25 protein-coding genes are annotated in these 13,932 nt (G+C 41.9%); all 25 read right to left on the bottom strand.

Going from position 1 to position 13,932, the window contains the following annotated elements; translation table 11 throughout:
* Window positions 1-8: 8 nt before the first annotated feature.
* On the bottom strand, window positions 9-806 hold the full coding sequence (locus NST81_RS00830; protein ID WP_341027708.1) for an energy-coupling factor transporter transmembrane component T family protein: 798 nt from the start codon (window positions 804-806) through the stop codon (window positions 9-11).
* The gene (locus NST81_RS00825; RefSeq protein ID WP_341027705.1) at window positions 803-1,672 is read right to left on the bottom strand and encodes an energy-coupling factor ABC transporter ATP-binding protein; all 870 of its coding nucleotides are present in this window, start codon (window positions 1,670-1,672) and stop codon (window positions 803-805) included. The genes NST81_RS00830 and NST81_RS00825 overlap by 4 nt, the downstream gene beginning before the upstream one ends.
* The gene (locus NST81_RS00820; protein ID WP_341027702.1) at window positions 1,648-2,490 is read right to left on the bottom strand and encodes an energy-coupling factor ABC transporter ATP-binding protein; all 843 of its coding nucleotides are present in this window, start codon (window positions 2,488-2,490) and stop codon (window positions 1,648-1,650) included. The genes NST81_RS00825 and NST81_RS00820 overlap by 25 nt, the downstream gene beginning before the upstream one ends.
* A 539-nt stretch (window positions 2,491-3,029) precedes the next feature.
* Window positions 3,030-3,425 (bottom strand): 50S ribosomal protein L17, encoded by a 396-nt coding sequence (gene rplQ / locus NST81_RS00815; RefSeq protein ID WP_003354753.1) that lies wholly within the window; start codon window positions 3,423-3,425, stop codon window positions 3,030-3,032.
* Between the two features lie 45 nt (window positions 3,426-3,470).
* A complete protein-coding gene (locus NST81_RS00810; protein WP_003354754.1) occupies window positions 3,471-4,415 on the bottom strand; it encodes a DNA-directed RNA polymerase subunit alpha in 945 nt (314 codons plus the stop codon).
* Window positions 4,416-4,580: 165 nt separating this feature from the next.
* A complete protein-coding gene (rpsK, locus tag NST81_RS00805) occupies window positions 4,581-4,970 on the bottom strand; it encodes a 30S ribosomal protein S11 (RefSeq protein ID WP_003354755.1) in 390 nt (129 codons plus the stop codon).
* A 24-nt stretch (window positions 4,971-4,994) separates the two neighbouring features.
* Window positions 4,995-5,360, bottom strand: coding sequence for a 30S ribosomal protein S13 (rpsM, locus tag NST81_RS00800; RefSeq protein ID WP_003354756.1), 366 nt, complete (start codon window positions 5,358-5,360; stop codon window positions 4,995-4,997).
* A 21-nt stretch (window positions 5,361-5,381) separates the two neighbouring features.
* On the bottom strand, window positions 5,382-5,495 hold the full coding sequence (rpmJ, locus tag NST81_RS00795; RefSeq protein ID WP_003156543.1) for a 50S ribosomal protein L36: 114 nt from the start codon (window positions 5,493-5,495) through the stop codon (window positions 5,382-5,384).
* A gap of 35 nt (window positions 5,496-5,530) precedes the next feature.
* On the bottom strand, window positions 5,531-5,749 hold the full coding sequence (gene infA, locus NST81_RS00790) for a translation initiation factor IF-1 (RefSeq protein ID WP_003354757.1): 219 nt from the start codon (window positions 5,747-5,749) through the stop codon (window positions 5,531-5,533).
* Window positions 5,750-6,231: 482 nt separating this feature from the next.
* Complete coding sequence (locus NST81_RS00785) at window positions 6,232-6,885, bottom strand: adenylate kinase (RefSeq protein WP_003354758.1); 654 nt, start codon at window positions 6,883-6,885, stop codon at window positions 6,232-6,234.
* A gap of 49 nt (window positions 6,886-6,934) precedes the next feature.
* Entirely contained in the window at window positions 6,935-8,227 is a 1,293-nt protein-coding gene (gene secY / locus NST81_RS00780; RefSeq protein ID WP_048622381.1) for a preprotein translocase subunit SecY, read from the bottom strand.
* Entirely contained in the window at window positions 8,227-8,667 is a 441-nt protein-coding gene (rplO, locus tag NST81_RS00775) for a 50S ribosomal protein L15 (protein WP_003354760.1), read from the bottom strand. The genes secY and rplO overlap by 1 nt, the downstream gene beginning before the upstream one ends.
* A 33-nt stretch (window positions 8,668-8,700) precedes the next feature.
* Window positions 8,701-8,883, bottom strand: a complete 183-nt coding sequence (rpmD, locus tag NST81_RS00770; protein WP_003354761.1) for a 50S ribosomal protein L30 — start codon at window positions 8,881-8,883, stop codon at window positions 8,701-8,703.
* Between the two features lie 12 nt (window positions 8,884-8,895).
* On the bottom strand, window positions 8,896-9,396 hold the full coding sequence (gene rpsE, locus NST81_RS00765) for a 30S ribosomal protein S5 (RefSeq protein ID WP_003354763.1): 501 nt from the start codon (window positions 9,394-9,396) through the stop codon (window positions 8,896-8,898).
* Window positions 9,397-9,417: 21 nt separating this feature from the next.
* Window positions 9,418-9,780, bottom strand: coding sequence for a 50S ribosomal protein L18 (gene rplR / locus NST81_RS00760; RefSeq protein ID WP_003354764.1), 363 nt, complete (start codon window positions 9,778-9,780; stop codon window positions 9,418-9,420).
* 32 nt (window positions 9,781-9,812) lie between these two features.
* Window positions 9,813-10,349: a 50S ribosomal protein L6 gene (rplF, locus tag NST81_RS00755; RefSeq protein ID WP_048622379.1), complete on the bottom strand. Its 537-nt coding sequence runs from the start codon at window positions 10,347-10,349 to the stop codon at window positions 9,813-9,815.
* A gap of 32 nt (window positions 10,350-10,381) precedes the next feature.
* Window positions 10,382-10,780 (bottom strand): 30S ribosomal protein S8, encoded by a 399-nt coding sequence (rpsH, locus tag NST81_RS00750; RefSeq protein ID WP_003354766.1) that lies wholly within the window; start codon window positions 10,778-10,780, stop codon window positions 10,382-10,384.
* A 30-nt stretch (window positions 10,781-10,810) separates the two neighbouring features.
* Window positions 10,811-10,996 (bottom strand): type Z 30S ribosomal protein S14, encoded by a 186-nt coding sequence (locus NST81_RS00745; protein WP_003354767.1) that lies wholly within the window; start codon window positions 10,994-10,996, stop codon window positions 10,811-10,813.
* A gap of 32 nt (window positions 10,997-11,028) precedes the next feature.
* A complete protein-coding gene (rplE, locus tag NST81_RS00740) occupies window positions 11,029-11,568 on the bottom strand; it encodes a 50S ribosomal protein L5 (RefSeq protein ID WP_003354768.1) in 540 nt (179 codons plus the stop codon).
* Window positions 11,569-11,594: 26 nt separating this feature from the next.
* A complete protein-coding gene (gene rplX / locus NST81_RS00735; protein WP_003354769.1) occupies window positions 11,595-11,906 on the bottom strand; it encodes a 50S ribosomal protein L24 in 312 nt (103 codons plus the stop codon).
* Window positions 11,907-11,948: 42 nt separating this feature from the next.
* Window positions 11,949-12,317: a 50S ribosomal protein L14 gene (rplN, locus tag NST81_RS00730; RefSeq protein WP_003354770.1), complete on the bottom strand. Its 369-nt coding sequence runs from the start codon at window positions 12,315-12,317 to the stop codon at window positions 11,949-11,951.
* Between the two features lie 45 nt (window positions 12,318-12,362).
* Window positions 12,363-12,626, bottom strand: coding sequence for a 30S ribosomal protein S17 (gene rpsQ, locus NST81_RS00725; RefSeq protein ID WP_003354771.1), 264 nt, complete (start codon window positions 12,624-12,626; stop codon window positions 12,363-12,365).
* A 19-nt stretch (window positions 12,627-12,645) separates the two neighbouring features.
* Entirely contained in the window at window positions 12,646-12,849 is a 204-nt protein-coding gene (rpmC, locus tag NST81_RS00720; RefSeq protein ID WP_003354772.1) for a 50S ribosomal protein L29, read from the bottom strand.
* Window positions 12,839-13,273 (bottom strand): 50S ribosomal protein L16, encoded by a 435-nt coding sequence (gene rplP, locus NST81_RS00715; protein WP_003354774.1) that lies wholly within the window; start codon window positions 13,271-13,273, stop codon window positions 12,839-12,841. Before rplP ends, rpmC begins: the two co-directional genes overlap by 11 nt.
* Before the next feature lies 1 nt (window position 13,274).
* Entirely contained in the window at window positions 13,275-13,931 is a 657-nt protein-coding gene (gene rpsC / locus NST81_RS00710) for a 30S ribosomal protein S3 (RefSeq protein ID WP_003354776.1), read from the bottom strand.
* Window position 13,932: the final 1 nt, after the last annotated feature.

The following is a 13,932-nucleotide window of genomic DNA, read 5'->3' as shown; positions in this document are numbered from 1 at the left end:
CACTCCGTCTAGCTTCTTAATAGCCATAGCACCACAGCAAAAATAACGATGATCACAAGAACAAAAGTATCGCGAAGTTTCCAAGTCAACAGACGATATTTGGTACGTCCTTCTCCGCCTTTATAGCCTCGCACCTCCATGGCCACGGCAAGATCTTCCGCACGTTTAAAAGAACTGACAAACAGCGGAATTAATAGCGGTACAACCGCTCTGATCCTTTCTTTAAGTGGCCCTCCGGAAAAATCAGTTCCTCTAGCCGTCTGCGCCTTCATAATTTTTTCTGTCTCATCCATAAGAGTAGGGATGAACCGCAGTGCTATCGAGATCATCAACGCCAGTTCGTGGACAGGAAGCTTGATTTTTTTAAACGGTCCAAGAAGGCTTTCCAGCCCGTCCGTAATCGAAATTGGTGTCGTCGTCAGCGTCAATAAAGATGTGACCAACACCAGAATGAAAAAGCGCAACGAGATAAAAACTCCCTGCTGGATTCCCACTTGATAAAATTTGATAAATCCCAGCTGAAAAACGAGAGGCCCTTCTCTTGTAAAAAAGAGTTGAAGTAAAAACGTAAACAAGATCAACCATAAAATCGGCTTCAACCCCGCCAGCAAAAAACGAAACGGAATGCGGGACAAAAAGATAAGGAAAACCGTAAATGCGGTTAAAATGCCATAGGTCGCCATATTATTGGCCAAAAACACAATACACACAAAAGCAATCACAAAGACAAGTTTTGAGCGCGGATCCAGCCTATGTACAATGGAATCTCCCGGTACATAGCGTCCAAAAATCATCTTTTCCATCATGGCTGACCACCCCGCTTGTACAACCGCTCCAACTCATCAGCTAATTCTTGAACGGATAAACACGTTTTTCCTAAACGGATTCCTGATTTTTTTTCAAACATGTATTGAAACTTCACAACATCAGGCACGTTTAATCCTAAGCCAAACAATTCCTCGGGGGAAGAAAAGATCTCTTCTGGCTTTCCTTTTCTGGCCAGTTTTCCTTGATGCATAATGACGATTTCATCAGCATATAAGGCAGCATCTTCCATACTGTGGGTGACTAAAATGGTTGTCATTTTTTTCTCTTGGTGAAGCTTGTAAAAGAGATCCATGATTTCCCGCCTTCCCCGCGGATCCAAACCGGCGGTCGGTTCATCAAGAACGAGCACTTCCGGTTCCATCGCCAGTACGCCAGCAATCGCCACTCTTCTCATTTGGCCGCCTGACAGGTCAAATGGAGATTTCTGCAGTACATCCTCCGGCAGCCCTACTTTCTTAGCTGCCAGACGCGCTCGCCGTTTCGCCTCTTCTTCCGGCACCCCAAAATTGATCGGTCCGTAACAAATATCTTTTTCAACGGTTTCCTCAAACAATTGGTGTTCCGGAAATTGAAAGACAATCCCTACTTTTTGCCTTATCGGTTTTAAATTCTTATTTTTTCTGCCTGCCTCAATCACGTTCTCCCCTATTTTTACTTGCCCGCTTGTCGGTTGCAAAAGAGCATTTAAATGCTGCAAAAGAGTTGATTTCCCGGAACCGGTATGGCCGATGACAGCAAGAAATGTCCATTCCGGTATATCGAATGAAACATCCTTGAGCGCAAAACGTTCAAATGGAGTTCCGGCCGAATATCGATATTCTACATGTTGAAGTTTAATGTCCATAAATCATTCACCAACTCATCTTCTGTCAAATGATTTTGGGGAATATGAAGTCCCCGTGAACGTAGCTCTTTGCTCATTCTGACCGAAAAGGGGATATCAAGACCGAGCGCTATCAGCTCTTCGTCCATTTGAAAAATTTTCTCAGGAGTTCCCTCTTTATAAACCTTTCCTTTATTTAAAATGATCACACGATCCGCTTTTGCCGCTTCTTCCAAGTCATGTGTAATCGACACAACGGTTAGATTGCGATCCTCCTTCAATTCTCTTACCGTAGCCAAAACTTCTTCTCTGCCACGGGGATCCAGCATAGATGTAGCCTCGTCTAGGAGAATAATATCCGGTCTTAACGCCAGAACGCCGGCAATCGCCACACGCTGTTTTTGCCCTCCAGAAAGATGATGCGGTTCTTGTCTGGCAAAAGCGCTCATTCCTACTTTCTCCAAGGATTCTTGCACTCTTATGACCATTTCATCATGATCTACACCATTATTTTCCAAACCGAACGCGACATCATCTTCCACCGTTGTACCTACAAATTGATTGTCAGGATTTTGAAACACCATCCCCACTTTTTTGCGAATGTCCCAAACGGTATCTTCCCCTAACAAAATGTCGCCCACCACAATTTTCCCTTTTTCAGGAAAATGAAGACCGTTTAGTAATTTGGCCAAAGTAGATTTCCCGGATCCGTTATGGCCGACGATCGCCAGCCATTCCCCTTTCGCGATCGATAGACTTACGTCTTCAAGAGCATATCTCGGTTGTTCAGGATAACGAAAAAATACGTGCTCAATCTGAACAACTATTTCTCTTTTCAATTCGAATCCCCCCCTAAACGAACCCGTCCCTGCTTTCTTTTCCTTTATACCACAGTTTGACAAAACGATGAAGCAAAAGTCGGACACATATCGACATCATTAAAACGTGCCATAAAAAGCTGGCGCGCCCAAGGTAGATATTTGGTTCATTTAACAGGATTCTAAAGAGACGAAAAGCGCCCTCAGATTGCCGCACAACCGGCGAAAAACAGAACCTTGCAAAATAAACCAAACATCCACTGCTAAGTACTTCATTAACAGGCTAAGCATTATCTCTTCTCTGAAGATCAGCCCGCCATCAAACCGTTGTTTTGCAGCCCGCAGAGCAGCATGATCTTATTATAATTTTCGAAAAATACAAAAAAAGCCCGCGCCTCTTTTCACGAATGTCGAATAAAAGAGGCGCACGAGCTAGACGAGTCTTATCATTGCTCATCATAACGCTCAAGCTTTGTTGCAATCGCGTACATTAAAAATATAGAAAAAGGGCAGTGGTCAGTTGCTGTCAACTGTCCCGCCCCAATGGTCTACCTTCGTCATTAAACTAATTCAATAACGACCATAGGTGCACCGTCGCCACGACGAGGTCCGATTTTCATAATGCGAGTGTAACCGCCTTGGCGTTCTTGATAACGAGGTGCGACGTCGTTAAACAATTTTTGCAAAGCGTAAACCGGTTTTTCCTTTTTCTTTCCATCTGCACCTTCTACTTCAATAGTATCTGCTACTTCATGACGCAAGAAGGCAGCTGCTTGACGGCGAGCATGCAAATCTCCGCGTTTGCCAAGTGTAATCATTTTTTCTACGACAGAGCGCAATTCCTTTGCACGCGCTTCTGTTGTTTCAATGCGTTCGTTAATGATTAAATCTGTTGTCAAATCGCGAAGCAATGCTTTCCGCTGATCGCTTGTACGTCCTAGCTTTCTATAAGACATGAAGATTCCCTCCTTTGTTGAGCTATCTATAACAAAATCGTATGATTAATCGTCTTTACGCAAACTTAGCCCAAGTTCATTTAACTTGGCTTTTACTTCTTCTAATGATTTTCGTCCAAGGTTTCGGACTTTCATCATATCTTCTTCCGTTTTATTTGCCAATTCTTGTACTGTATTGATGCCCGCACGTTTTAGACAGTTGTAGGAACGAACGGATAGATCCAATTCCTCGATCGTCATTTCCAGAACTTTTTCTTTTTGATCTTCTTCTTTTTCGACCATAATTTCAGCATTTTGAGCCTCATCGGTCAAATTAACGAAGATATTTAAATGCTCTGTTAAAATTTTGGCGCCAAGGGAAACGGCTTCCTTCGGTCCAATACTGCCGTCAGTCCAGACATCAAGCGAAAGTTTATCGTAGTTGGCGACTTGACCAACTCTCGTCTTTTCTACTTGATAGTTCACTCTTGAAACTGGAGTATAAATAGAATCTATCGGGATCACGCCGATTGGATGATCTTCGCGTTTGTTTTGATCAGCTGGAGTGTAGCCGCGCCCACGCCGCGCTGTTAACCGCATGCGCAAACTGCCGTTTTCCGCCAATGTAGCAATGTGTAAATCAGGGTTTAAAATTTCCACATCGCTGTCATGGGTAATATCTGCAGCGGTCACAACACCTTCACCCTGCACATCAATTTCAAGCGTCTTTTCTTCATCAGAATATATTTTTAAAGCTAATTTTTTTATGTTCAAAATGATGGATGTTACATCTTCAACGACGCCTTCAACTGTTGAAAACTCGTGCAAAACTCCGTCTATTTGAATAGATGTGACAGCGGCACCTGGGAGTGAGGATAATAGGATACGACGTAAGGAGTTACCCAAAGTTGTACCATATCCACGCTCAAGTGGTTCTACGACGAACTTCCCATAAGTGGCATCATCGCTGATCTCAACCGTTTCAATTTTTGGTTTTTCAATCTCGATCATTCAATTATACCCTCCTTTAAAACGTCGAAACCCCGGCTAGAACAATCACCGAAATTCCCCATGTTTTCGTTCCCGATTGTGCACAATGAAAAGATTTTTTCTGTTTAAACAAAAATATCATTAGTATCCCATTATTGACAGAGATACAAATAATATACAGAAAAATTAAACACGGCGACGTTTTGGCGGACGGCATCCATTATGAGGTACAGGAGTCACATCTTTAATTGCTGTAACTTCCAGTCCGGCAGCTTGAAGTGCACGAATCGCAGCTTCACGTCCAGCACCGGGTCCTTTTACTGTTACCTCAAGAGATTTCATTCCATGTTCCATGGAAGCTTTTGCAGCTGTTTCTGCTGCCATTTGTGCTGCGAATGGAGTGGATTTACGGGAACCTTTGAAACCAAGAGCCCCTGCACTTGACCAAGCGACAGCATTCCCATGGACGTCAGTAATAGTGACAATCGTATTGTTAAATGTAGAGCGAATGTGCGCAATTCCAGTTTCAATATTCTTTTTGACACGACGTTTACGAGTAGTTGTTTTACGAGCCATTGTTGGTGTTACCTCCTTTACCTATTATTTTTTCTTGTTCGCTACAGTTTTGCGCGGACCTTTACGTGTGCGGGCATTGTTTTTCGTATTTTGTCCACGAACAGGTAAACCGCGGCGATGACGAAGTCCACGATAGCTGCCGATTTCCATTAAACGTTTAATGTTCAGCGATACTTCGCGGCGAAGATCTCCTTCAACTTTTAATTTATCGACAAGATCACGGATTTTGTTCACTTCTTCATCTGTTAAATCACGAACGCGAGTATCTTCAGAAACACCAGCTTCTGCCAAGATTTTTTGAGCAGTAGATTTACCGATACCATAAATATAAGTTAAAGAAATCACAACACGTTTATCACGCGGGATATCTACACCAGCAATACGTGCCATATAAGAGCACCTCCTTCAAAATTAACCTTGTTTTTGTTTATGTTTTGGATTTTCACAGATTACCATAACTTTTCCCTTTCTGCGAATGACTTTGCATTTTTCGCAGATCGGTTTAACAGACGGTCTTACTTTCATTTTCCAAACCTCCTTAATTATTTCGGAGTGCAAAACTATTTATAACGGTACGTAATTCTACCGCGTGTCAGGTCGTACGGAGATAACTCAACCGTTACTTTATCCCCGGGCAAAATCCGGATGAAGTGCATACGGATTTTCCCAGAAACGTGCGCAAGCACCGTGTGACCATTTTCTAATTCCACTTTAAACATCGCATTTGGCAAAGTCTCAGTAACGGTACCTTCTACTTCAATAACATCGTCTTTCGCCATCGTATCGTCTCCCTTCTTCCTTCTTGTAGGACCCGCTTCACGATTCATCGTCTAGGCATTGCTCGAAGCTGCAAAAAACATGCTGACAGCCACAACCATCTATATGAAGTAAAACCACTTAAAAAAGGGTATGTTTAAGCCGTTTGATCAGGTGGTCAAACAAAACAGCAACCGCCTAAAACAGATTCACTCATTAAAATGAAACTACAAGGCGATCAAACACTTATTTTATCACCCAATTCATCACAAATCAACTCTTATCGCAACGGTCAATAAAAGCGATCTTTCCTGTAAAACACAACAGGAAGCGGCACCATCCTAGTGGAACCGATCTTGAAAATGTTCATTTTCATTGTTGACCACTCCACTATCAGCTACACATGATGAATTCATCTTGATGACCAATTTGAAAGACGTTTCATAGCCGATAAACGGGTCGCTTTTCAACAAGAAACTTGTGATCAAGCCTAAACAAAAATATATTAATCAGCAAGCTTGCCTAGCAGTTGATCAATATCTTCAAATACCTTATTTATTTCCTGCGTGCCGTCAATATTTTTCAAATAGCCTTTTTCACCATAAAAATCAAGCAAAGGTTTTGCTTGTTTTAAATTGACATCCAAGCGGTTTTGAACCGTTTCCGCATTGTCGTCAGCCCGTTGATACAGTTCTCCTCCGCATCGGTCACATTTGCCAGCCACTTTAGGAGGATTAAAGACTAAATGATAGGTGGATCCGCAGCTTTTGCAAATTCTGCGTCCTGTCAACCGTTCCAACAGTAAATCTTTATCGACATCAATGTTGATCACATAATCGATCTTTTTTCCAAGATCGCTCATAATGGACTCTAACGCTTCAGCCTGAGCAACGGTTCTTGGAAATCCATCTAATAGAAATCCTTTTTTGCAGTCGTCTTTGCTTAGACGTTCGCGAACGATGCCAATAGTCACTTCATCGGGAACTAGCTCGCCTTTATCCATATAAGACTTGGCTTTTAAACCCAGCTCCGTACCCTCCTTCATAGCTGCACGGAACATATCTCCAGTAGAAATATGAGGGATTTCGTATTTCTCGACAATTTTTTCGGCTTGCGTACCTTTTCCGGCACCCGGCAGCCCCATTAATACAAGATTCACTCTTCTACCCCCTCAGGTTAAATAAGTTCATATATATCATCGAAACAAGCTATTTGATAAACCCTTTGTAGTGACGTTTTACAAGCTGCGTTTCTAATTGTTTCATCGTTTCCAAGGCAACCCCGACAATGATCAACAAACTGGTGCCTCCAATGCGTGATGAAGGGGGAAGTCCTACAATATCAACAAAGAAAACAGGAAGTACAGCTACCACTGCAAGGAATATGGACCCTGCAAAGGTAAGACGATACAAAACGCGTGTTAAATAATCTTGCGTATTTTTGCCGGGCCGAATACCCGGAATATACCCGCCTTGCTTTTTTAGATTATCTGCTAATTGTTCTGGATTCACTTGCACAAAAGCGTAAAAATAAGAAAACGCAATGATCAATGCGACATAAATCAACATGCCGACAGGTTTTGTATAATCAAAAATATTATGGATCGTACTTGTGACTTTCTCGTTTCCAAAGAAAGTTGCAATCGTTTGAGGAGCAATGAGAAACGAGATCGCAAAGATAACCGGGATTACTCCGGCTGCATTAACCTTTAACGGCAAATGCGTAGATTGTCCTCCAACAGGGCTTCTTCCAACAAGACGTTTAGCGTATTGAATAGGAATTTTTCGCAAAGCCTGCTGAACAAAAATAACACCGACCACAATCGCTAAGACGGCGACAGCAATCAGAAGTAGGACAATAATTTTTAAGAACAATTGATCTCCAGCATTTTGAAGTTGCTGCGCATAAATTTGGTTAATACCGTTTGGAATACCTGCTACGATTCCCGCAAAAATAATGATTGAGATTCCGTTGCCGACCCCTTTAGCGGTAATTTGCTCTCCCAGCCACATTAAGAAGGCGGTGCCGGCCGTCAATACAAGAGCAATCAGGAGATAGGTGCCAATGCCATTACCTACAATTAACAGCCCTCCATATAAACGATTGAATCCATACGACATTCCCAGAGCTTCAATGAAGCCTAGTACAATCGTAAAATAACGAGTAAACTGATTCAGTTTTCTTCTTCCTACTTCACCTTGCTTCGACCATTCCGTGAATTTCGGAACTACATCCATCTGAAGCAATTGAACAATAATGGAGGCAGTAATGTAGGGCATGATCCCCATTGCAAAAATGGAGAAGTTTTTCAATGCACCGCCCCCGAAAGTATTTAAAAAGCCAACAAGTCCGACCTGCTCTTGCATTTTAAATACATCGGCATTAACGTTCGGCACTGGGATAAAGGTTCCGATACGGAACACAATCAACATAAGAAGGGTGAATATAATTTTTTTTCTTATATCACCCACGCGCATAAAATTGGAGACTGTACGAAACATTAAATCACCTCGGCTTTACCGCCGGCAGCTTCAATAGCTTCTTTAGCAGCAGAAGAGAACTTATGAGCTTTTACCGTTAATTTTTTCTCAATAGCACCCTTCGCTAAAATTTTGATACCTGCTTTTTCTTTGCTGACAACCCCTGTTTCAATCAGAAGTTCTGGAGTTACTTCTGTACCGTCTTCAAAGCGATTTAATGCTTCCAGGTTCACAATAGCATATTCTTTTCGATTGATATTCGTAAAGCCGCGTTTTGGAAGTCTTCTGTATAAAGGTGTTTGCCCACCTTCAAAACCTAAACGCACACCACCGCCGGAACGAGCGTTTTGTCCTTTTTGACCTCTTCCGGACGTTTTTCCGTTCCCTGAACCAATACCACGGCCTACACGATTGCGTTTTTTGCGAGCCCCTTCAGCAGGTTTTAACTCATGAAGTTTCATTTTTCGAGCACCTCCTTATTCAATGATCGATCCTTATTGTTCTTTCACAGTTACAAGATGAGACACTTTGTTGATCATACCACGAATGGCTGGATTATCATCATGTTCAACGGTTTGATGCAGTTTACGAAGCCCTAATGCTTTAACTGTTTCACGTTGATCTTTTGGACGACCGATCAAGCTGCGAGTGAGGGTAATTGCTAACTTGTTTGCCATTTTACTCCCTCCTTATCCTAACAGTTCTTCTACTGATTTACCGCGCAATTTCGCTACATCCTCAGCACGTTTTAATTGTTTCAATCCGTCTACTGTTGCACGAACCATATTGATCGGCGTGTTGGAACCTAGGGATTTGGAAAGGATATCTCCTACACCTGCTAGTTCCAATACGGCACGAACAGGACCGCCGGCAATAACACCCGTACCTTCAGATGCAGGTTTTAAAAGAATTTCCCCTGCACCAAAGTGTCCGATTACTTCGTGAGGAATCGTCGTTCCTACTCTTGGTACTTCAAAAAGATTTTTCTTTGCATCCTCAACCGCTTTACGAATAGCATCCGGAACTTCTTGCGCTTTTCCAGTTCCGAATCCAACATGGCCGTTTTTGTCACCTACAACCACAAGAGCAGAAAAACGGAAACGGCGACCACCTTTTACAACCTTCGCAACACGGTTTACGGTAACAACGCGTTCTTCTAATTCAAGCTTGTTTGGATCAATGCGACGCATTCAAGTTTCCCTCCTTTTATCTTAAAATTGCAAGCCATTTTCGCGTGCAGCATCAGCCAATGCTTTTACACGACCATGATATAAATATCCACCACGGTCAAATACAACAGAAGTAATTCCTTTCTCAACAGCTTTTTTAGCGATAAGTTCTCCCACTTTCGCTGCAGCTTCGACATTACCAGTGGATTCTAAATCGAAATCCTTTTCTAATGTTGAAGCACTGGCAAGAGTTACTCCTTTCGTATCATCGATCAGCTGAGCATAAATGTGTTTATTGGAACGATAAACATTTAAACGCGGACGAGCAGAAGTACCGGAAATTTTCGTACGTACACGTGCATGTCTTTTTTTGCGCACTTTGTTTTTATCTGGTTTTGTAATCACCAAAGCTCACTCCTTTCTTTACCTAAGCGGCATTACTTCCCTGTTTTACCTTCTTTGCGGCGTACATATTCTCCTTCATAGCGAATACCTTTTCCTTTGTAAGGTTCAGGTGGACGAACATCGCGGATATTGGCAGCAAGGGCGCCTACACGCTCTTTGCTTACCCCTTTAACGACGATTTTCGTATTAGAAGGAACTTCGATTTCGATGCCTTCTTCAGGTTCTATTTCTACTGGATGTGAGTAACCTACGTTTAAAACAAGTTTTTTACCTTGTTTTTGCGCACGGTATCCAACCCCGATCAATTCAAGGGATTTTTCAAATCCTTTTGAAACACCTTCGACCATATTGGCCAGAAGTGCGCGAGTCGTTCCGTGGAGAGCACGGTGTTCTTTTGAATCAGAAGGCCGTGTTACAATAATTTCTTTTTCTCTTACTTCAATGTTAAAATCTGGGTTAAAGGTCCGGGTAAGACTTCCCTTCGGCCCTTTTACTGTTACGGTATTTTTTTCAACGGTAACAGTAACGCCTGATGGAATTTCAATAGGTTTTTTTCCGATACGAGACATTTAAGCTGCACCTCCATTCATAAAGAGAATTATTACCAAATGTAAGCTAAAACTTCTCCGCCCACTTTTTTAGCACGTGCTTCTTTGTCTGTTAACACACCTTGAGAAGTGGAAACAATTGCGATTCCTAAGCCGTTTAAAACTTTAGGCACTTCGTCCGCTTTTGCGTAAACACGCAAACCTGGTTTACTGATTCTTTTCAAACCAGTAATTACGCGTTCGTTGTTCGGTCCGAATTTCAGAAAAATACGGATAATGCCTTGTTTATTGTCTTCAATGTATTCAACGTCACGAATAAAACCTTCACGTTTTAAGATTTCAGCGATTTCTTTTTTGATTTTTGAAGCCGGAAGTTCTAATTTTTCGTGACGAACCATATTCGCATTACGGATACGAGTCAACATATCTGCAATTGGATCTGTCATTACCATAGGTTTTTACCTCCTTCCCTAATTCGGGTATTACCAGCTAGCTTTTTTCACGCCAGGAATTTGACCTTTATATGCGAGTTCACGGAAACAAATACGGCAAAGTTTAAATTTGCGATAAACGGAATGTGGACGTCCGCAGCGTTCGCAGCGTGTATATTCACGCACTTTAAACTTTTGAGGCCGTTTTTGTTTCACGATCATTGATTTTTTAGCCACGATGTCGCCTCCTTTTTGTATGTTAAGAGCGATTATTTTTGAAATGGCATTCCAAATTCAGTCAACAGTTCACGTGCTTCTTCGTCTGTATTGGCAGTCGTAACAATAACAATATCCATTCCGCGCACTTTGCTTACTTTATCGTAATCAATTTCAGGGAAAATCAATTGTTCTTTAATTCCTAATGTGTAATTGCCACGGCCGTCAAACGCTTTTTTAGAAACACCACGGAAGTCTCTTACACGAGGTAGAGAAACGGAAATTAGTTTATCAAGAAATTCATACATGCGTTCGCCGCGAAGGGTAACTTTCGCACCAATCGGCATTCCTTCGCGAAGACGGAATCCAGCAATTGATTTTTTTGCACGGGTAACAAGAGGTTTTTGTCCAGTAATAAGTGACAATTCTTCTACAGCATTGTCTAATGCTTTAGCATTTTGTACAGCGTCACCTACACCCATGTTGACAACTACTTTTTCGATTTTAGGTACTTGCATAACAGATTTGTAGTTGAATTTTTTCATTAATGCAGGAGTAATTTCTTTAAGATATTTTTCTTTTAGGCGGTTCATTTAGAATACCTCCCTTCATCTAAAAACTATTTATCTAATGGTTGACCAGATTTTTTAGCAATTCTAATTTTCTTACCGTCCACAATTTGATAGCCTACTCGGGTAGGCTCATTCGTTTTCGGATCTAAAGGCATAACATTTGATACATGTATAGGTGCCTCTTGGCTGATGATACCGCCTTGAGGATTCAATTGAGAAGGCTTCGCATGTTTTTTAACAATGTTTACTCCTTCCACAATCACGCGGTTTTTCTTAGGAAATGCCGCTAGGATAACCCCAGTTTTTCCTTTATCTTTACCGGAGATCACCATTACTTTATCGCCTTTTTTTACATGCATTTTGTAGCACCTCCTTGAAAGGCCTGAAAAATATTTGGATTATTAAATTACTTCTGGAGCAAGAGATACGATTTTCATAAAGTTATTGTCGCGCAATTCGCGTGCCACAGGTCCAAAAATACGAGTTCCGCGAGGGCTCTTGTCATCACGAATAATGACACAAGCATTTTCATCAAAACGGATGTAGGAACCGTCAGAACGGCGAACACCGCGTTTTGTACGCACAATTACCGCTTTTACAACGTCGCCTTTTTTGACAACGCCTCCTGGTGTTGCTTGTTTAACCGTACACACAATCACATCACCAATATTAGCGGTTTTGCGTCCGGAACCACCTAAAACTTTGATCGTAAGAACTTCGCGAGCTCCAGAGTTGTCAGCAACTTTTAATCTGGATTCTTGTTGGATCATTTGTGTAACCTCCCTTCGGAATGAGCATCAATCCGAACAAATTAATTAAATGATAACAGCTTTTTCAACAATTTCCACTAAGCGGAAACGTTTCGTAGCAGAGAGCGGGCGAGTCTCCATAATACGAACAATATCGCCTACTTTTGCTTCATTTAATTCATCATGAGCTTTATATTTTTTCGAGTATTTAACCCGTTTCCCGTAAAGTGAATGTTTTTTGTATGTTTCCACCAAAACGGTAATAGTTTTATCCATTTTGTCAGAAACAACGCGTCCAGTATAAACTTTTCGGTTATTACGTTCGCTCATTAGGCAAACCTCCTTTCAATTATCGATTGTTAACACCGATCTCTCTTTCGCGAATAACAGTTTTCATACGAGCGATCGCTTTACGTACTTCACGAATACGAGCAGTATTTTCAAGCTGACCAGTCGCTAATTGAAAGCGAAGGTTAAAGAGCTCTTCTTTTAAAGACTTGATTTTTTGTTCAATTTCGGCAGTGGTAAGTTCACGGATTTCATTAGCCTTCATTTGATTCACCACCAATTTCTTCACGTTTTACAATCTTGCACTTAATCGGCAGTTTGTGAGATGCAAGACGAAGCGCTTCGCGTGCAACTTCTTCTGATACACCGGCAATTTCAAACATGATTTTGCCTGGTTTTACAACAGCTACCCATCCTTCAGGAGCCCCTTTACCGGAACCCATCCGTACTTCCAACGGTTTAGCCGTATACGGTTTATGAGGGAAGATCTTAATCCAAACTTTACCGCCACGTTTAGTATAACGAGTCATCGCAATACGGGCAGCTTCGATTTGACGGTTTGTGATCCAAGCCGATTCAAGAGCTTGAAGGCCGAATTCTCCGAATGAAACTTCTGTACCGCCTTTTGCTCGTCCGCGCATTTTTCCGCGATGTTCACGGCGATATTTAACACGTTTTGGCATTAACATATTAATTTCCTCCTTCCTCAGATTTCTTCTTAGCAGGAAGGACTTCTCCACGATAAATCCATACTTTCACGCCGAGTTTTCCATAAGTTGTATCAGCTTCTGCATGAGCATAATCAATGTCAGCGCGAAGAGTATGAAGAGGAACAGTTCCTTCACTGTAATGTTCAGAACGAGCAATATCAGCCCCGCCTAAACGTCCTGAAACCATTGTTCTGATTCCTTTAGCGCCTGCACGCATAGCACGACTGATTGCTTGTTTTTGTGCACGACGGAAAGATACACGGTTTTCAAGTTGACGAGCGATGTTTTCTGCAACTAATTTAGCGTCTAAATCAGCTTTCTTAATTTCGACAATATTGATGTGAACTCGTTTTCCGGTTAAATCGTTTAAAGCTTTGCGGAGAGCTTCAACTTCAGTACCGCCTTTACCAATAACCATTCCAGGTTTTGCAGTATGAATCGTGATGTTGATACGGTTTGCCGCACGTTCGATTTCCACACGGGAAACGGATGCATCTTCTAGGCGTTTTGCAATATATTCACGAATTTTTAAGTCTTCGTGTAAAAGGTCTGCGTAATCTTTTTCTGCGTACCATTTCGAATCCCAATCACGGATTACACCAATACGCAAACCGTTAGGATGTACTTTTTGACCCACG

The sequence above is a fragment of the Bacillus sp. FSL W8-0223 genome (assembly GCF_038006805.1).
Taxonomy (GTDB): Bacteria; Bacillota; Bacilli; order Bacillales; family DSM-4216; genus Bacillus_O; species Bacillus_O smithii.
Note: the sequence above shows the minus strand (reverse complement) of the source record. Positions and strands in the feature narration are given on the sequence as shown.